Here is a 20,043-nt window from a genome sequence, read left to right on the forward strand (position 1 = left end):
GTTGGAGATGTTTTTTTGTAATTAAGCGAATAATAAAATATTACAAATGTTTTAATATTTCTTTAGCATTCGATCTGTTTTTGTAATCAGGATCATACTGCACATATTTTACGATACCATCTTTTCCAATCACATAAGTTGCTGGAACAGGAAGTGTCTGATCATCATTTCCATTTGAAACGACAAGATCAATACCATATTCCTTATATTTTTTCTGTAATTTTTCAGATAATACAAAATCAACACCGTATTGTTTCATGATTTTGGAATCTACATCGTGCAGAATGGAATATTCTGCTTTTGTTTTATCTATGGTTTTACTAACATTCATATTGGTTTCTGGAGTAATTGCTACCAATCGGGCACCTGCTTTTTTAAAATCTCCAACATGATCTTGTAGATGAGATAGGTGCTTATTACAGTAAGGACACCACTGTCCGCGGTAAAATACAACGATTAATTGCTCATTCTTTAAAATTTCATCGCTTGCTATTGTTTTGCCATATTGATCCATTGCCTTAAACATAGGAGCTTTTTGCCCTACCAATATGCTGCTTTGTTCCTTCTGACCAAAACTTGTAAGACTGGTCAAGAATATTGCTGTCACCAGTAAAATTTTCATATTCTATTTGTTTTTCGTGAAATAAGATACAAATTAGTCTTTTATTTGTAAACAAGTAGAAGGCTGTGTTGGCGTTAATGATTTGTTAATGGCAGTAAATGCAAAAAAATCCCTTGCGCAAACAAGGGATTAGATTACTGATTTAGTTTCAGTTTATGCTTTTTGTAATTTTTCAATTTTGTATGTTGTGTTTACTCCTGCTTGGTGAAATAAAACACCTACAGGACACATTTTCAAAGTTTGTTGTAAGCACTTTTCAATTTTTTCATTACTAGCTTCTGAATCAATTCTTAATTCAATTTCAACATCGGTAAATGTAGGAGCGCCATCTTTTAGAGATCCGGTAGTATCTACATCAAGACCGGTAAATTCAATTCTCATTTTTTTTGCAACAACATTAAAAATTGTATTTACACAGCCAGAATAACTCATTAAGCACAATTCTAATGCAGTTGCACCAAGGTTCAGTCCATCTTTTGCTTGTGGTAAATCAAGAATTACTTCATGACCTCTATTATTTGTTACTGTAGATGTCATTTGATTAGTCCAAATTGTTGTAGCTTTCATATGTTTATAATTTGTTTTTAGTTGTCATATGGAACTTATCCTGGGGTAATAATCATCTCCCTGTAGGTGAAAATTATTTTGGCATGGATGTTTCATATTTGTTTTAAATTTCAGCTTGTAAATATATATAATTATGCAGATGTGTTGCTATTTTTTTGTTTGTTTAACAGCATATCGGAAATGTTTTCAGGTAAGTTGTTGATAATATGTCAAATTGGCTGGTTGTTTAACCTTCGTTCAGACATTTTTTCTGCTGGTTGACCAAATTATTGATTTGGCAAATGTTTTGAACGATTCGTTTTGAATGACAATTAGCCATTTTTATAATAAATGAAGTCGTAAAATCAAAAATATGAACTACAATAATTTTACAATTAAATCGCAGCAGGCAATTGAAAAGGCTTTTCAGTTAGCAGCAGGTAAACAACAGCAGGCAGTTGATACCGGACACATTTTAAAGGGTGTTTTGGTAGAAGGAGAGAATATCACCAATTTTCTATTTAAGAAGTTAGGAGTAAACTTAATAAACTTCTCGTTGGTCTTAGATAAGGTTTTAGAAAGCTATCCAAAGGTAGTTGGAGGTGATCCTTACCTTTCAAGAGAAGCCACAAGTGCTTTGCAGTTTTCAACTGAGATTTCAAATAAAATGGGCGATCAGTTTGTTTCTCTTGAGCATATATTGTTAGGCCTTTTAAAAGGGAAGGATCAAATTTCAAATCTGCTTAAGGATAATCAAATTAATGAAAAAGACCTTACTGTGGCTATTAATGAATTACGAAAAGGAGCAAAGGTCGATTCTCAAACTGCTGAGGATACATTTAATTCTTTACGAAGATTTGCCATTGATTTAAATGAACGGGCTAGAAGCGGAAAATTGGATCCTGTAATTGGACGAGATGAGGAAATAAGAAGAATCCTTCAGATTTTATCAAGAAGAACGAAAAACAATCCGATTCTAATTGGTGAACCGGGTGTGGGAAAAACAGCTATTGCCGAAGGATTGGCTCATCGTATTGTTAAGGGTGATGTTCCGGATAATTTGAAAAACAAACAGGTTTTTTCTCTGGATATGGGGGCATTGATTGCCGGGGCAAAATATAAAGGTGAATTTGAGGAGCGGTTAAAATCAGTGGTGAAAGAGGTGGTTGAGTCGGATGGTGATATTGTTTTGTTCATTGATGAGATTCACACTTTAATTGGTGCAGGAAAAGGCGAAGGTGCTATGGATGCGGCCAATATTTTAAAACCGGCATTGGCTCGTGGTGATTTGCGGGCAATTGGTGCGACGACCTTAGATGAATATCAAAAGTATTTTGAAAAGGACAAAGCTTTAGAGAGACGTTTTCAAAAGGTTATGGTGAATGAACCGGATACCCTAAGTGCAATTTCTATCCTTCGTGGATTAAAAGAGCGATATGAAAATCATCATAAGGTTCAGATTAAAGATGAAGCAATTATAGCGGCCGTTGAGTTATCTCAAAGATATATCTCAGATCGGTTTTTGCCGGATAAGGCGATTGATTTGATTGATGAGGCTGCTGCCAAATTGCGTTTGGAAATGAATTCATTGCCCGAAGAACTGGATGAAATTGAACGAAGGATCAAACAGTTGGAAATTGAACGAATGGCAATTCAGCGGGAAGGTGATAAAAAGAAATTGGAAGATTTGTCGCGGGAAATTGCTGAGTTGAACGATGAAAGAAATCGTCTTCGGGCAAAATGGGAAGCTGAACGCGAAGTAATTGATGGCATTCAAAAGAATAAGGAAGAATTGGAAAACCTGAAGTACGAGGCCGAAAAAGCAGAGCGTGAAGGTGATTATGCCAGAGTTGCAGAAATTCGTTACGGAAGAGTAAAAGAGGTTGAGGAAGAAATTGAGCGTTTGAATGAACAGTTGAAAATCAATCAGAATTCGGATGCCATGATTAAAGAGGAGGTTGGAAGTGAGGATATTGCTTATGTGGTATCGCGCTGGACGGGTATTCCTGTAAACAGAATGTTGAAAAGTGAAAGGCAAAAATTGCTTGGCTTGGAAACTGAACTTCATAAACGAGTAGTTGGGCAAGAGGAGGCAATTTCGGCTGTTGCTGATGCTGTTCGCAGAAGCAGAGCGGGCTTGCAGGATGCGAAAAGACCAATTGGATCGTTCATTTTTTTAGGGACAACCGGAGTGGGGAAAACAGAATTGGCAAAAGCATTGGCCGAATTTCTGTTCGATAACGAAAATTACATGACTAGAATTGATATGTCCGAATATCAGGAACGTCATTCAGTTTCAAGATTGATTGGAGCACCTCCGGGATACGTTGGATACGATGAAGGTGGTCAGTTAACCGAAGCGGTTCGCAGAAAGCCATATTCTGTTGTTCTTCTTGACGAGATTGAGAAAGCGCATCCGGATGTTTTTAATATCCTTCTGCAGGTACTTGACGACGGGCGATTAACGGACAACAAGGGAAGAGTAGTTGATTTCAAGAATACGATTATCATCATGACTTCAAATGTGGGTTCTCACCTGATTCAGGAAAAGATTTCGAAAATGAACTCTAACAATAAGGGAGAACTAATCTGGGAAGCCCGAAATGAAGTTCTCAATTTGTTGAAAAAGACCATTCGTCCTGAATTTTTAAATCGTATTGATGAAACCATTGTTTTTACTCCATTGGATCGGGAAGAAGTAAAACAAATTGTTCGATTACAGTTTGAGATGGTAAAATCAATGCTCCTGAAAAACGAAATTAGTATTGAGTTAAGCGAAAAGGCAGTTAGTTACCTTGGAAATGTTGGTTTTGATCCTCAATTTGGTGCCCGTCCAATAAAAAGGGTACTTCAAAGAGAGGTTCTTAACGAACTGTCAAGACAAATTTTGTCAGAAAGTATTGCTCCCAATCAAAATATTCTAATTGATGCTGAGGAAAATGGATTGGTTTTTCGCAATCTGTAAAAATATCAAACTTGATTAAGTACAAAGCCTGCTTGCATTATGAGCAGGCTTTTTTAGCTTAAAATTTGATAACTTGAAATTGTGAATGTTGAACTTTATGTGTTATTTCAAACCATTGCGGAGATATATTTATGCTTTTCTTGGACTATTTTTATAAATTGAGATTTAATTTAATTTCTTTGCTAATTGATAAATTTAGAAACCTAGTATCTTAACTCTAAAATAGGACCAAATGTCTTCGATCGAATTAAAAACAAAATGGCTTGAAAACTACAAGACAGTACCAGCCCAATTGCAAAAAATGGGTGAAATTAAAGGACTGATTAGTGCTTTTAATGCCAATGTTGATGCCGTAATTAAGGTGAATGGCAAAGGAATTCAAAACCTAATTGCTGAAAATAACCTGAACACAGATTTGATTCTTGGTGAAGGAGAGAATGACATTCGCTGCAATGAAGATGCAATTCGTGGTTTTCTGAATTGTTTTAAAAATGGAATTGCCGAAGAATGGTTGATTGAAGATGTTGACGTTTTTGAATGGCTAAACAAAAATGTTGGCTACGACAAAATGCAAATGGGAGGCCAGGGTGGTATTGTTGCAAATGTGATGGCTGTTTGTGGTGTAAACTCGGTTTATGTGCATTGTGCATCAGCTCCAAAAGATCAATCTAAACTGTTTTTAGATCTTCCCAATTTATTAACAAATGATGAAAACGGCGAAATTAAGCAGGCATCTAAGGTCGATCGCTCTTCCGATTTAGCTTTAATTCATTGGATTATCGAATTTGATAAGGGAGATTCTATCAGTTTGAACGGTAAAACTTATGTGTGCCCGAAAGCAAACCGTTTTATTGCAACCTACGATCCATTAAATTTCAAACTGCATATCGACGAGAATTTTGCAAACAGAATGTCGCAAAACGACATCAATCCTGAATATATAATTTTATCTGGTTATCAGATGCTTCATGAGTCTCTTCGTGATGGAACCAAAGGAACCGATCGAATCGATTTTTCAAAGGCAATGATTGCAAAATGGAGAGAATCCTGTCCGGATAGCTTACTGCATTTAGAAGTTGCTTCAACTCAGAATAAAGTAATTCGTAAGTATTTAATTGATAATTTGGTTGAAAGTGTTGATAGCTTAGGTTTTAACGAACGGGAATTAATCGATATTTTAGAAGTGATCGGTGAGGACAAATTGGCGCAAAAATGTGAAGAAAATACCAATAGTTCGAACTTGTTTGAAGGAATGCTGAAGATTCGTGAGTATACCAATTGCTCTAGAATGCAGCTTCATATGTTTGGACTGTATCTTACTCTTCAGGAAAAAGGATTTAGCGTTTCTCCTCTTCAGAACCGAAATGGAATGCAATTAGCGGCTACTGTTGCTGCAGCAAAAGCAGGAACAGGCGCTATCGATAAAAAAGAAGTATTGCTTTGGGCTAAAGATCATGAAGTGTCGGAGGTTGGGTTAAATGAATTGTCAAGACTTTCGGCGACTGTAACCAATCTTTTTGGAGATAATCAGCTCTTGGAAACAGGAATATTTACAAATGAGAAATTAGAAATTATTGCAGTTCCAACCATCTTAATTGATAAACCGGTTACACTTGTTGGTATGGGAGATACAATCTCTTCGGTATCATTGGTTGGTGCTCGTTAAAGAAGAATGAAATTGAATAAAAATGGAGGTCATGAAATCAACAGATTTCATGACCTCCTTTTTTTGAAACATAGAAAAGCCCCGATATGGTACTTTCGGGGCTTACTACTGAACTACTTGTGTGGAATAGTTCTACTAACCTAATCTAAATCACTAACTAATCTTTACTCATCGAATAGGGAACAAATTTTGGATTGCTTCCCCATGTTTTATTTGGTCTTGGTCCCATCTCCAATATTAGTTTGGCTCCGTCAATAATTTCCGAATGCTCAAAGTAGGGACCTTTTAATTCCTTACCATTCAAACTTGCCGATTGAATGTATTTATTTTTTGCAGAGCAATTGTCTGCAATAATTTGTAGTTGTTTTCCATTGCCTAAATCAATTGTAATCTCGCTAAATATCGGACTGCCAATATTATATTCCGGAACACCTGGCGTAACAGGATAAAATCCCATGGCCGAAAAAACGTAGAATGCTGATAATCCTCCGCCATCTTCATCGCCGCAAATTCCAAAAGGAGAGTTGGTGAACCACACTTCCATAAGGGAACGGATTCGTTTTTGCGTTTTCCATGGTGCTCCCGAATAGTTATACAAATAAGGTATGTGTAAACTGGGTTCATTTCCCATTACAAATTGGCCGGTTAAGCCTGTTGCATCAGGAAAAATATCCCAATAATCCCACTTCGGAATCCCGAATGGTTCTACAAATAGTTGATCCAGTTTGTTGTTAAATTTTTCATTTCCACCCATCAAATTTATTAATCCGGCAATATCATGCTGAATATCCCAGGTGTAAGTCCAGGAGTTGTTTTCTGCGAAATAGGCTCTGCCACCTAAACCTCCGGATAATTTTGGATCGAATGGTCGAATCCATTTCCCATCAGATGATTTGGGAGCCATAAAACCAATTTCAGAATCAAAATTGTTTTTATAATTATTGGCTTTTTTTGAGAAAAGCTGATAGTCTTCTTTCTTGTTAAGATCCTTTGCCAATTGAGCAATGCACCAATCGTCGTAGCTATGCCCAAGTGTTAAGGCAACAGCTTGTCTTTTTTCCCAATGGTGAACTTCTTTCACCCATTCTTTTTCTCCTGGTTTTAAAGCTGGGAAAAAGCCATTGTCATGATAAAAGGTATCTAATTCTGTTGCCGGACCATTCTTCCATGGTAACATCGTAGCTTCCAATTCATTCTTTTTTAAGCCTTCAAAGGCTTTCTCGATGTTAAATCCTCTTATTCCTTTAAAATAAGCATCTGCTATAATCGAAGAGGCGTGATTTCCATTCATGCAAGTATGATCGCCTGTGAACAGGGGAAAGGATGGCATCCAGCCACTTTGTTCATACATTTTAATGTAGGAATTGATTTTTTTTGATTGATTCTCCGGATCAATTAAGCACATTAATGGATGAGTCGCCCGGTATGTATCCCAAACCCAATCGTCAACGAAAAAATCAACGCCATCATCACTATGGATTTTTTGATCGTAATTACTAAAGTATTTTCCGTCTTCAGAAATATTTACCATTCTCTCGTAGCAACGGTAAAGTGCCGTGTAGAAAACTGTTTTTTGATCTTCACTTCCACCTTTCACCAGTATCTTACTCAGTGCATTATTCCATATCCGTTTGTGAGATTCTTTGTATTGGTCAAAATCCCAATCAGGCATTTCGCTTTCCAAATGTTTTTTAGCTTCTTCTGCCGAAATATAAGAAACAGCTATTTTAAGTTGTAATGGATTTGAAGTATCGTCAAATCGGAAAAACGATCCGACTTTATCTCCCGAAATAGTTTTGCTGTTAGAATTTAATTTGCTTGCGTCGAAAGTGCCGTAATCAGACATGTTTTGATCAAACCTGACTGCAAAATAAACTTTTACAGGATGCTCAAGATCAATGCCGTCAACCGCTGTAATCATATCAAAACCTGTAATTGTATTTTCTTTAGGAGAAATGTTAAATGCTCCATTGTTTCTGCATTGTAAATATAAATTAGCAGGGGCGCTGTTTGTGAAGCTAAATCTTGTGAATGAAACGTGTTGACTTGCAGTTAATTCCATTCTGATGTCAGAATCTTCCAATAAAACAGAATAGTAATAGGGTCTTACTGTTTCTTGGTCATGATCATAGGCAGATTCCCAGTTTTTAGGTTCTTGCGAAGTAGGATTCTGAGAAATCATGAACTTACCGACTGTTCCTTTCCTGTGAGAAACAATAGAGAAGGGAAAGTGTGTAATTTTCTCGCTTTGATAACCTTTTGGCTCTTTTGATATGCGCATCATGCTGTTGGGAAGATGCACCAATGGAATTGTTGGTTCGAGCATATGACCAATGCCTCCGATATTTGGATTCACATAGTCGACAATTTTCTTTTGTGCAAATAGAGTCAAAGAAAAAAGTAGAGAGAATAGTAAAGTGAGCTTCTTCATTAAAAGGTATTCTGATTAATATATTTGAAGCAAAACTATGTTGTGGCAATTAATTTTAATTTAATTGTGGATTAACTCCGTAAATTAAATTATTAATCAATATTTTATTTTAGATTTAGTTGGCAGTTTGTAAGGGAGTTGTGTTGCTTTTTTTTGTAATTGACATTTGTTTTAGATAGGATCTTTTTTGCATTTATCATGATAAGAGGAAAGAGAATTTCGGTTGAATTAGTTAACTCCTTACTAAATTATTTCAAGATTTATGAGTGTTTTTTTGGACTATCTGTGCTCTTTTAGTTCTTTTTTCGTCCTATTTTATGAAAATTATGGCTTGTAAGTGAAAAAATCATGGAAACGTTTGCGGAAACCAATTATTTACACTTATATTGTAAATCCTTTGTGATAAAAACAAAAAATACCATTTGTAATCACATTGAATCACACTTTTTTTACTCATCAATTATTTGGTGAGACTTTACTAACCACTAACTAATCACTAACAATTAGATCCTGTTTATTCTAAATAAGCAGGATCTTTTTTTAAGCCTTTTTTTCTTTTTGGAAAATCAGGGATCAGTTCCTAATCTATTTTTCAAGTAGAAGAATTCTGTAATACTATAATTTAGTAGAAGCATTGAGCAGTGCCAATTTTTCACATATAGGTTTTTCAAGATAACCTTATTATTTCCGAAATTTTCTGTTTTTGATTTAAGATTATTCTTGTATATTGGCAAGCCATAAATTTAGTAATTAGGTGAAAATTACAGACAACCACATACTTTACACTTTAGATAACGATAAAAGCAAGGGTTTGAAATTGTTATTCGAGCGGTATTACAAACCCTTATGTGTGTTTGCAATTAAATATGTTTACGATTTAAATTTGTCGGAAGATATTGTTCAGGAAGTTTTTATAAAGGTTTGGGAAAAACAGAAATTTCACACCCAAATGAATCTTTCTGCTTATCTTTTTGCTTCCGTTAAAAATGCTTGTATTGATTATCTAAGAAAAGAGCATCCCCTATATGTTGATAGCTTTGATGACAAAATAGTTATAGAAAATTATTATGACGAGGAAGAAATTTTAGAGCGGAACAGGAGACTTATGGATAAGGTTGAGAATTTGCCGCAAAAAACCCGTGAAGTTTTTAAAGCAGTGGTTTTCTATAATCTAAAATATAAGGAAGTTGCCGAAGAGTTAAATATATCCGTTAACACCGTGAAATCAAATCTGGCTCGTGCTTATCGTCTTTTGCGGGAAGTGTTGGATATATTGGTCAGCTATTTACTTTAAATTTAAGGAATATTTTAATTACTCATTAATTATTGTGTTTTTTTGTTGTAAAGATATTTCTACCAACAGCGCCTGCTGTTTTTATTGAAAATTGTTTTTTTTGGAAATAAAATAAATATTCAGACACCCATTTTTCTTTATTCTACGTTACACCGATAAATAACGATAGAAATGAATGGCATTGATATAAATATTTTATTAAAATACATCTCTAAGCAAGCGGATATTAGCGAGATTGAGTTTATTAACGAATGGTTAGAGAAATCAGAAGCCAATCGGGATGAGTTTTTAGTGCTGAAAAAAATTCATTTGTCTTATAAAGAGGTGTCAGCTATAGATGCTATTGAGGAAGGGAAATCTTGGGAAAGATTGAAGTTGAGAACAATTGATAAAAAGAAGAAACTTCGGGTACGTATTTTTTATCAAGTGGCAGCGGTTCTTTTACCCTTTCTTATTGTAATTGGTCTGTTGAAAAATAAAAATATTGAAACATCACAAGAATATCCATTCAATAAAAATCTTACCTATATTGTTTTTCCCGACGGGACAACTCACAATTTGTTAAATCATAAATATCAGGAATTCTGTCATCCAAAATATGGAACGATTTATAAAGACAGTACCAATTTATTGGCAATTAATAGTTCTGTAGGAGAAAAAGAAGCAAATGAACAGTTTGCCATTGTAACCCCATTAGGAGCAGAATATGATTTTTTTCTTTCTGATGGCTCTAAAGTAATTCTTAATTCGATGTCGAAAATTTCATACCCAATAAATTTTAAGAATGATATTCGAGAAATTTCGTTAACAGGAGAAGCTTTTTTAGAAGTAAGTAAAGATAAAAAGAGGCCTTTTATTGTTGAAATGCAATTTGCACAAGTTAAAGTTCTGGGTACCAGTTTTAATATAAGTGCTTATGAAAGTGACGAATACAACGAGATAACATTAGTTGAAGGACATGTGAAAGTGAATAATGGCAGCAATGAAAGTTTTCTGATTCCTGGAAAACAAGCCATTTGTTCGTGTAGGGATGTAATTTCGGTAAGAGATGTTGATGTAAATATTTATACATCGTGGACACGAGGCATTTTTGAATTTAATAAGATGTCGTTGAAAGAAATCACGACTTCGTTGGAAAGATGGTACAATATTAAATTCAATTTTACAGATAATGCAATAGAAAATAAAAAATTCACAGGTGCATTTAAAAAAGGAACACCAATTGAATCAATTTTAAATTTTATTGAAGAAACTACAAATGTGAAATTTATAAAGAAAAATGATCTGGTTTATGTTGTAGAAAAATAATCGGAAAATGCTGGCACATTTTCCGATATCAATTAGATAAAGGGTATCCGTAAATACCCAAATGTATAATCCAATAATACAAAATTATGGAAAAATCTGTAATATATGCTTTTAATAGGCATATAATTAACACCCGTAAGATTTTACTGAAGATGAAATTGGTTGTTCTGCTAACATTTTTATTATCGTTTCAACTTTCTGCAAGTGTTAAATCGCAGAATAGAGTTACTTTGGAACTTAAAGGTGTTAGCTACGAGCAAGTTTTGTCTGAGTTCAAAAAACAAGCTGATATTATTATCATATATAGTAATGATGAGTTTGATTATAGTAGAAAAACCGATGTTAGTTTCAGGGATTTAGAAGTGGTTGAAGCTGTAAAAAGTTTATTGAAAGGAACCAACCTTACTTATAAGCAATCTGAAGAGTACATTATAATCAAACCAAAACAAGAAATCCAAAAAGTTTCACCTCCCCAACCAAAGGATAATAAAAAGAAAATTATTGGAAGTGTCATGGACAGTAATGGTGTACCATTGCCAGGAGTAAATATAATTGTAAAAGGAACTACAATTGGAACAATTACCAACATGAACGGGAAGTTTGTTATTGAGGTTGAAGCTGAGACTGGAAAGCTTCTGCAATATAGTTTTATAGGCTATAAAACTGTTGAGTTGCCGATAGATAATAATGATGTTTTTGATGTAGAAATGCTTGAAGATTTTTCTATGCTCGACCAGGTAATTGTTTCCGGAGTGGCAATGGGAACCGAAAAAAAGAAAATGTCGGTGTCGGTAGCTAAAGTAAGTTCAAAGGATCTAACCAATGTACCACAATCTTCGGTTTCGGCTTCACTTCAAGGAAAAATTGCAGGAGTAAGCGTTGTATCCGGAGATGGTTCTCCGGGATCCGGTTCTTCAATTATTCTTCGTGGTGCTACAAGCTTAACGGGAAGTCAGTCACCCATGATTTTGTTAGACGGAATGATCATGCAAGGTTCCTTATCTGATATTAATGTTGATGATATTGAGTCAATTGAAGTGGTAAAAGGAGCGGCAGCATCTGCTCTTTATGGTTCCAGGGCTGGTAATGGAGTCATTGTAGTTATATCCAAACGAGGAGCCAGCTTACCCGATAATACAACAAAAGTAACAGTACGAAATGAGATTGGGATTCAGAAAGTTACAAATTTATTAGATCTGGCAGAACACCATCCCTATTTATTAGCTAATGATTGGCAGGAAGTGGATACTTACACCAAATATGCTACTGTTAACTACCCCACAGATTATGTTTCAGGCTATAATCCGAACATCGAAGGAAACCGGATTTTACTTGACAATGGAATGATGACCCAGCCATTTAGATTATACAACGATGTGCAGAACGAAATGTTTGAAAGTGGAGTGAGTTATACCAATTTCATTAGTGTAGCTGCAAAATTGAATCAAACCAATTTATATTTGTCCTTCGAAAATCATAACAACGAAGGAATTTTAAAAGAAACCGGAGGTTACGATCGTCAGAGTTTTAGAATAAATGTTGATCATGCCATAAATAGCAAAATCAGGATAAAAGCAAGTAATAACCTGATTTTAACCGAAAATGACATGCCTGGAGGTGGAAATGAGGCTTTTGGCCGGGTTGTTATGATGGAGCCTGATGTAAATCTGTACCAGAACAATGCAAATGGTTCCCCTTATAATTTTGCCCCAAACCAATGGAACCAAATCGTATTCAATCCACTCTACGAACTCTACAATAAATCAAATGTTTCAGAAAAAACCAGGTTTATAGGCACTTATGAGCTGAGTTGGATACTTGCCGACTGGCTGAGTTTTAAGGCAAGTTATGGAATCGAAAGTCAGGATTACCGGAGACTTGCTTACACTCCCAAAGGAATGTATACAGGCATCGATGGAGATGGCTTCTCGGAGTCTCCCGGATATTTGGATAACTACACTTCAAAAATTAAAAATCAGAATTACAGAGCTACGTTAAGTTTTTTCGATACTTGGGGCGATATGGAATTTAATGCCCGGCTTAGTTATTTAAGTGAAGACAACCATTTTGAAACTGCAGGCGGATACGGTCGTGATTTCGATTTTGCAGGCATGCCTTCCTTTTCCATTATTTCTGATGAAAACATGTATTTTAGAGATAGTTATGAAGACATTAAAGCTGAAAATATTTTTGCGATTGCTTCTTTTACTTTTAAAGACAGATACATTCTTGATGGTTTATTTCGTCGCGATGGTTCTTCATTATTTGGTTCAGAAGAAAGATGGCATAATTATTACCGTGTTTCGGCTGCCTACAGAATCTCACAGGATGTGAAAATTCCCGGAATTGATGAATTAAAAATTAGAGGTGCAATTGGAACTTCAGGACAAAGACCCGTTTTTTCATTACAATATGAAACCTACAGTACAGTATCAGGGGTATATCAAAAATCGACCTTGGGAAATAAGAATTTGAAACCTTCCGAATCCAGAGAGATCGAAGTAGGAATTGATATGACATTCTTAAAGCGATTTAACCTTGAGGCTACCTACTCAAACACGGAAACTTCAGATCAATTTTTGAAAGTTCCATTATTGGTTCATCAGGGCGGTTTTCCTTACCAATGGAAAAACGCAGGAACTTTGGAGACAAATACTTTTGAAGCCATGCTTCATGCCAACATCATAAATAAGAAAAACCTTAACTGGGATTTGAGATTTACATTCGACAAAACAAAATCGGAAATTACCAAACTTGATGTTCCGGCATACAGAACAGGTCCGCAAAGCAGTTTTTACATTCAGGAAGGCGAAGCATACGGAATAATGTATGGAAGAAAATTTGTGCACACTCTTGAACAAATGCAAGCTCAGATACCCGATGGAGAAAGCATTACTAATTATGCGTTGAATAATGAAGGCTTTGTCATCGAAAACGGAACAGAGGGAACCCGAAACGAATCTCCCATTCTCTTAAAAGATGAGCAAGACAATCCTATTACTCAAAAAATTGGAGACATAAACCCTGATTTTAGAATGGGGTTAACATCCAGCCTAAGTTATAAGGATTTTGGTTTCTTTATGTTGTGGAAATGGAAGCAGGGAGGAGATGTGTACAACAGTACCGCTCAGAAAATGGTTAATCACAACCGACATCCTATGATGGATCAATTTGGTAAATCTCCTGAAGCAATGAAAACCATCGATTACTATTTGGGTCTGTACAACAGCCAGTCAATTAATGAATTTTGGATTGAAGATGGAACTTACCTTCGCTTAGCTGAAGCTTCGGTTAAATACACTCTGAAAGGTGAAAAATTAGGCCGCTTGGGAAAATATGTTGAATCGGTAAAATTTGGAATCATAGGAAAGAACCTACTCACTTTTACCAATTATTCGGGTTACGACCCGGAAGTTACGTTTGATGGTTATGCTTTTGATAATACGGGATACCCGAATTTCACAACCTATTCCTTTTCTGTTAACATTGAATTTTAGCTTAATGGCCGATGAAAGTACGACAAAAGAGCTTTCAATAGTTAATTTCTTGAACAATTGCATATGTAACATCCATAAAGTAAAAATCGCAAATCAGGGCGAAACTCAATTTGTAATTTGAACTATGGATTCTAAAAATAGTTAGTATGAAAATTTTACACATAATTCCAATTTTTTGTTTAGTGTTTGTTTCCTGTGAGGATTTAGACGTTGAAAATTTGAATTCACCAGATACAGAAACAGTTTTGTCCGATTCTGATGGAATCGAATCAATTACTGCCGGCTTGTTTAAATTCTGGTTTTCGGTAGGTCATGATTCATCTTATGATTTTGGTACTGAAACCCCTGCAAGGGCAATGTGGTATATGGCAGATTGCGGAACTGTATTTTGGTCTAATTTTGGAGCTGTTGATCTGTCGATGGAGCCTCGCGAAGCATATATTAACGATGTAACCTATCCGTATCATTGGGTTGGTGAGGCATATTATAAAAACATGTATGATGTTTTAACATCATCAACCGACGTTATCAATATTTTAGACAACGGAATGCAAATTGGAGGAAATGGCGAAAATACCGATATGGTTAAAGCTGTTGCTTATTTTACCCAGGGACTTGCAAATGGTTATTTGGGTTTGATTTTTGATAAATCGGTTCTTATTTCCTCTATAGCAGACTATGAAACAATGGAGTTTAGCTCGTATAAAGATGTTGTGGCAAAAGGGATTGAACAAATTGAAAAAGCAATTGAAATATGCGAAAACTCAGAATTTATCCTGCCCACATCGTGGATCCCCGGCGACGAGTGGTCCAATGTAGAATTGGCTCGTCTTGCACACTCTTATATTGCTCGTTTATTGGTTTACTCTTCGCGAAATGCAACACAAAATAGTCAGGTGGACTGGGCAAAAGTGTTGGAACATACAGAAAAAGGGATTACAAAAGATTTTGCTCCTTTAGGTGATGGGGTTGCAGATTCCTGGAAATCTTATTTTCACTTAAAAACAGTAGCTCCGGGTTGGGGGAAAATTGATATGCGAATCGTGAACATGCTCGATCCAAACATCCCCTCAACTTTTCCGGAAAGCGGACTTTATACTGATTTACCAAATAATGGGTTAGCAATCTCTGATGATCAGCGATTACATCTAGATTTTGAATACGATACAGAAAACAGCCGACCCGATAGAGGCTATTACAGGTGGTCCACCTACCGATACAAAAGACTTGACGATTATATCAACAACGATGGAATCAACAAAAGAATAATTGATTTTCGCCTGTCGGAAAATGAACTGCTAATGGCAGAGGCTAAATACAATTTGGGTGATTACGCAGGAGCCGCTACGATCATTAATAGCGGAACCCGAATAACTCGTGGTGGCCTGACTACTATTGGAAACACCAAAGAAGAAGTGTGGAATGCAATTTGGTACGAACGGAATATCGAGTTAATCCTTTCGGGTATTGGCATCGAATATTTTGATATGCGTCGTTTCGATCAATTGCAAAAAGGCACAATGCTTCATTTTCCTGTTCCTGCTCAGCAATTACAACTAATTCCCGCAGAAATTTACACTTATGGAGGTGAATTTGGTGTTCCCGGTGAGGATGTTTCTATTGGCGGATGGAAATAAATGAATTTTTTAACAGATAAGTACATGAAACGAGCCATATTTTGATACAAGGAAATGATTATTATGGCGGTTTCTTGTGGCCTTTAAAAATCAAATTATAAGCACATGAAAAATCTAAATACATACCTGTTGTTGTTTGTGATTGTTGCGACATGTTTGTCGTGTAGCGACGATGACAATAGAATCGAAACACCTGTTGTTACAGGTGGGATGGTAAGCATTATTGATAGTTATGCCAACTTTAACGGAGAGAACCAGAGCTTTTACGCAACCAATAAAAGTACCGATGGTGAAAGACCATTTGATGCTTTAACTACCGACTGGACCTTCGAAACCTGGGTAAAAATGGAGGAAGGAACAAATCTAACAGAAGAACCGCTTACATCATCAATTATAATGGAGCAGCGATATGTTTTTTCATTGTATGCCACACCGGCAAATGAATCCAAACCTGAGGCTGATGTTGAAGAGGAAGTTATTGATTATAATCAACCGGGAGGAATAGGAACAAACTTGATTAAAGTTAAAGCCGATTACGAGTTGAAGTATTCAAAACTTGCCAACAACTCTACCGATGTTGAGTTAGAATCAATGAGTACTTACGATAACGAGAACATCGTTCTTTCATATGGGAAATGGGTACACATAGCAATTACCCGATCCTCTTCCGACAATACTGCACGTTTTTTTGTGAATGGACAACTGGTAGGTTCTGGGACTGATGATGTTTGGATTTCGAAGTCGTCGGTTTCAGCAGTAAATTGGAGTGGTACCTACCGCGGAGGATATTATGGTTTTGCTAAATGTGGTTTAAGAAAAGTTCGGGTATCCAATGTATCAAGATACAACGAAGATTTTATTCCTGATTTGGGTGCCGATTTTGAAGAGGATGATGAAACTTTATTCTTGCTGAATTTGATTGAAGAAGAAATGATCGATCCTTTAGATGATACACCGGAAATGGATGTGAAAGGAACTTATCCCTATTCAGTATCCTTACGCCAGAACAATTGGGATTCCGAATCTAAGATGATTTACAAATAACCTGGGATCGATTAATTAGCAGAAGAATTTATTGCAGACAGAACAAAAGGTTGTGAACTCCATAAGCTGACAACAATAGTAGCGGTATTGCACCAATGACTGTCGAAGTTCTGTACCAATAATTGTCGTGACATACAATCAACCATAAACTGGTAAGGGGATAGAATTGTTGAATAAAATGAGCAAGCAGAATTCGAATGTTAATACAAATTAGTAATCGGTATTATAAAAAAAACGAAAGGCTAATGTCTTGTTTTGATGCGGGTGTAATCTTTGTATTATCAGTGTGTTGACTTGTGTTTATTGGGTTGGCCTCACGTTAAGTTACGAACCAGGTTTCTACATTAGTTTTATCAATCTGCTACTTTGGATGATCAGTAAATTAATAACCGAACCCAGATAAAATAGAATAATCGAAATGAAAAATACATCAAAATTACTTGTGTTAATTTCATTTGTATTTCTTTCGTTAGCGGCATTTTCTCAAAAAGATACCAGTGAATACCGAAAGAAGTCCGATGAAATATTTAAAAAGCTAAACTCCGAAGATTCTAAGCTTTTAGAATGTATTCCTTTAACCGACAATAATAATATTATTGGGTATGTTTTCAATTATGAAAAAGGAGGATTTGTTATTGTTGATGCGCGAATTGATGCACCAATTATTGGTTTTTCTGATAAAGGACGGTTTGAGACTAAAAATAACCCATTTCTGCAATATCTTATTGAGGGTATAAAAGTGCAAAAAAATGACTTTGATCTGTCATCGGGAATAGAAAAAAGTGCTGTAAAAGAGTCGAAAACAGATGTGGTAATTAATCCTTTACTTACTGATGCTTGGGGAGGTGTTAATTGCATTGATGAAACAGGACAGAACATTAATGCTACGAATTTATACACACCTCAAAACTGTTCGGCAGGTTGCGTGGCCATAAGTGCATCGCAAATTTTCAATTATTACAAATGGCCTGAAAAAGCGATGGGCAATCATGTTTATTCGGACAGTTATGATGGTTTATCCTACACTCATTCTGCTTTTTTTGATGAGGTTGAGTATGACTGGACTGATATAAAAGACGAGTACTATGGAGTTGCATCGACAGTTGAAGAACGGGAGGCAGTATCCAAACTAATATACGATATCGCAGTTGCTGTTCAAATGGATTTTGGGCCAACAGGTTCAAGTTCCCATATAAATAAAATTCCCTTTGTGTTGGAAAATTTCTTTCGGTATAGTGGGCATTACGAAGAAGCATCATGGAGTTCTTTCTGGAATAGAATGTATGAAAATGTTACAGATCAAATCCCTGTACAGATAGGATTAAAAGCAAGCGCAACAGGAGCCCAACATGCTGCTGTTATTGATGGTTATAAAGATATTGATAACATACCATACTACCACATAAATTGGGGATGGTATAATAATAACGGCATAAACGGATACTATAATGTGCAGGGATGGACCAGTAGTTCTGGTGGCTACAATACAATAACTGATGCAATTTTCGATTTTTTGCCCATTCCTGAAATAACCAGTGTGGTAAGTGACGGAAGCCAGAACATCACTGTCCAATGGAAAGTTAGCAACAAAGTGAACTGGGATGCTTTTGAATTGGAAATGAAAAAAGATGAAGGCAGTTGGGAAACGGTATCGAGTACGATCACAAGCGATTCATATTCTATTACTGCCGAATCAACGGTAGCTATTTATCAGTTTAGAGTAAGAAACAAAATAAGTGATGTATTTTATTTAAACTCATGGTCCAATGAATTTGCTTATGCAAATGAAGAAAATTTAGACGGTTATATTTCCTTGGGAGGAAGCCAGTATGCCTATGCAAGACAAACTCCGGATAAGGATTTGGACTTCTCCGGTGAATATACGTTTGAGTTTTGGATCAATGTAAAGAATGGCAATCAAAACAACGATGTCATCTTGTATCAGCAATATGCCTTTACCCTTGGTATCGATAACATAACATCTACTTCGTATGCAATTGAATTTATAGCACACAACAGCAATGCATATATAAAATCTTACCATAGCGATTTATTGCTAAACGAATGGGTACATGTTGCAGTATCTCATTCAGGTAACAAAACAAAACTATTTGTAAATGGTGAAAAAGATGTTGAAAACAGCAGTTCCAATTTCAATTTATCAACAAGTAGTAAAGCCTTAAATCTGGGTGAAAAATACATAAGCAGCTATTCTAATTTTATTGTAGCAGAAATCGATCAACTTAGAATTTCGAAAATTGACAGGCATTCTGATAGTTTCACCCCATTAAGAGGAAATGCACATCAGCTTGATGATAATACTGTTGCATTGTTTGATTTTAACCAACCACATAAAGTACGTTTAAAAGATGAGGCTTTTAGGTTAAGTTTTATTGTGCAAAATGAATCTGGTGGGGTAATTTGGAAGGGAAGTAAAATTGAAAATAGCTTTGCCCCAGTAATTAGTACAAACCAATCGGCTGGTGTTACTCGCGATTCTCCAAATGGAACTTTGGTCTGCACAGTTTTGGCTACCGATGAAGATGTTTTTGCAACAGTTTTTCAGGATTGGACAATAATAGGAGGAAATACGAATAATGTTTTTGCTATTGATGAAGTAAGGGGGGAAATCACAGTTCATGATTCTGGTGCCCTGTCGAGCAGTCCTCTTACAGATTATAATTTACAATTAACGGTAAGCGATGGACAAAACACTTCCGAAATTGAAAATTTGGAGATTACAATTGATCAAACCACTTCATCAGACAATCACAATTTTGTTGATGAAAAATTGTTTGCTGTAAATATATATCCGAATCCTACAAATGATTTTGTGGAAATTCAGATGAGAAATAATCAGCAATTTAAAACGATAAAGGTATACGATTCTTCCGGAATTCTAAAGAAAAAAATAAAATCAAACAATCGCATATTTCAACTTGATTTAAGCGATCTTCCCTCCGGCATTTACCTGCTAAACATTCAATATGAAGAAGAACGTTTTATTCGAAAAATAATAAAAATGTAATCAGA

11 protein-coding genes are annotated in these 20,043 nt (G+C 35.7%); 8 read left to right on the top strand and 3 right to left on the bottom strand.

The window, feature by feature from the left end; genetic code table 11:
• Positions 1 to 40: 40 nt before the first annotated feature.
• Both GQR60_RS05435 and GQR60_RS05440 read right to left on the bottom strand, forming a co-directional pair.
• Positions 41 to 622: a peroxiredoxin family protein gene (locus GQR60_RS05435; protein WP_124991949.1), complete on the bottom strand. Its 582-nt coding sequence runs from the start codon at positions 620 to 622 to the stop codon at positions 41 to 43.
• Positions 623 to 775: 153 nt separating this feature from the next.
• Positions 776 to 1,189, bottom strand: a complete 414-nt coding sequence (locus GQR60_RS05440) for an OsmC family protein (RefSeq protein WP_124991950.1) — start codon at positions 1,187 to 1,189, stop codon at positions 776 to 778.
• Between the two features lie 352 nt (positions 1,190 to 1,541).
• On the opposite strand from GQR60_RS05440, the gene clpB reads away from it, so the two are divergent.
• Both clpB and GQR60_RS05450 read left to right on the top strand, forming a co-directional pair.
• Positions 1,542 to 4,133 carry an ATP-dependent chaperone ClpB gene (clpB, locus tag GQR60_RS05445; protein ID WP_124991951.1) on the top strand — a complete coding sequence of 864 codons (2,592 nt, stop codon included), beginning with the start codon at positions 1,542 to 1,544 and terminating at the stop codon, positions 4,131 to 4,133.
• Between the two features lie 232 nt (positions 4,134 to 4,365).
• Positions 4,366 to 5,799, top strand: coding sequence for an ADP-dependent glucokinase/phosphofructokinase (locus tag GQR60_RS05450; RefSeq protein ID WP_124991952.1), 1,434 nt, complete (start codon positions 4,366 to 4,368; stop codon positions 5,797 to 5,799).
• A gap of 157 nt (positions 5,800 to 5,956) precedes the next feature.
• Here the strand turns inward: GQR60_RS05450 and GQR60_RS05455 are convergent, their stop codons facing one another.
• Positions 5,957 to 8,230, bottom strand: coding sequence for a GH92 family glycosyl hydrolase (locus tag GQR60_RS05455; RefSeq protein ID WP_124991953.1), 2,274 nt, complete (start codon positions 8,228 to 8,230; stop codon positions 5,957 to 5,959).
• Between the two features lie 754 nt (positions 8,231 to 8,984).
• Here GQR60_RS05455 and GQR60_RS05460 point away from each other — a divergent pair.
• From GQR60_RS05460 to GQR60_RS05485, 6 genes are all read left to right on the top strand, one after another.
• Positions 8,985 to 9,524 carry an RNA polymerase sigma factor gene (locus GQR60_RS05460; RefSeq protein ID WP_124991954.1) on the top strand — a complete coding sequence of 180 codons (540 nt, stop codon included), beginning with the start codon at positions 8,985 to 8,987 and terminating at the stop codon, positions 9,522 to 9,524.
• Between the two features lie 171 nt (positions 9,525 to 9,695).
• The gene (locus tag GQR60_RS05465) at positions 9,696 to 10,832 is read left to right on the top strand and encodes a FecR family protein (protein WP_124991955.1); all 1,137 of its coding nucleotides are present in this window, start codon (positions 9,696 to 9,698) and stop codon (positions 10,830 to 10,832) included.
• Between the two features lie 86 nt (positions 10,833 to 10,918).
• Positions 10,919 to 14,329 (top strand): SusC/RagA family TonB-linked outer membrane protein, encoded by a 3,411-nt coding sequence (locus GQR60_RS05470; protein WP_124991956.1) that lies wholly within the window; start codon positions 10,919 to 10,921, stop codon positions 14,327 to 14,329.
• Positions 14,330 to 14,475: 146 nt separating this feature from the next.
• On the top strand, positions 14,476 to 15,966 hold the full coding sequence (locus GQR60_RS05475; RefSeq protein WP_124991957.1) for a RagB/SusD family nutrient uptake outer membrane protein: 1,491 nt from the start codon (positions 14,476 to 14,478) through the stop codon (positions 15,964 to 15,966).
• Between the two features lie 105 nt (positions 15,967 to 16,071).
• On the top strand, positions 16,072 to 17,010 hold the full coding sequence (locus GQR60_RS05480) for a LamG-like jellyroll fold domain-containing protein (protein ID WP_124991958.1): 939 nt from the start codon (positions 16,072 to 16,074) through the stop codon (positions 17,008 to 17,010).
• Positions 17,011 to 17,428: 418 nt separating this feature from the next.
• Positions 17,429 to 20,038 (top strand): C10 family peptidase, encoded by a 2,610-nt coding sequence (locus tag GQR60_RS05485; protein ID WP_124991959.1) that lies wholly within the window; start codon positions 17,429 to 17,431, stop codon positions 20,036 to 20,038.
• Positions 20,039 to 20,043 lie beyond the last annotated feature (5 nt).

This window comes from Labilibaculum euxinicum, from assembly GCF_009795715.1.
Taxonomy (GTDB): domain Bacteria; phylum Bacteroidota; class Bacteroidia; order Bacteroidales; family Marinifilaceae; genus Labilibaculum; species Labilibaculum euxinus.

Bases quoted from the DNA above. Each gene is read 5' to 3' on its own strand.
- GQR60_RS05485 (WP_124991959.1), top strand. From the start codon at position 17,429: ATGAAAAATACATCAAAATTACTTGTGTTAATTTCATTTGTATTTCTT.
- GQR60_RS05435 (WP_124991949.1), bottom strand. From the start codon at position 622: ATGAAAATTTTACTGGTGACAGCAATATTCTTGACCAGTCTTACAAGT.
- GQR60_RS05450 (WP_124991952.1), top strand. From the start codon at position 4,366: ATGTCTTCGATCGAATTAAAAACAAAATGGCTTGAAAACTACAAGACA.
- GQR60_RS05470 (WP_124991956.1), top strand. From the start codon at position 10,919: ATGGAAAAATCTGTAATATATGCTTTTAATAGGCATATAATTAACACC.
- clpB (WP_124991951.1), top strand. From the start codon at position 1,542: ATGAACTACAATAATTTTACAATTAAATCGCAGCAGGCAATTGAAAAG.
- GQR60_RS05440 (WP_124991950.1), bottom strand. From the start codon at position 1,189: ATGAAAGCTACAACAATTTGGACTAATCAAATGACATCTACAGTAACA.
- GQR60_RS05475 (WP_124991957.1), top strand. From the start codon at position 14,476: ATGAAAATTTTACACATAATTCCAATTTTTTGTTTAGTGTTTGTTTCC.
- GQR60_RS05455 (WP_124991953.1), bottom strand. From the start codon at position 8,230: ATGAAGAAGCTCACTTTACTATTCTCTCTACTTTTTTCTTTGACTCTA.
- GQR60_RS05465 (WP_124991955.1), top strand. From the start codon at position 9,696: ATGAATGGCATTGATATAAATATTTTATTAAAATACATCTCTAAGCAA.
- GQR60_RS05480 (WP_124991958.1), top strand. From the start codon at position 16,072: ATGAAAAATCTAAATACATACCTGTTGTTGTTTGTGATTGTTGCGACA.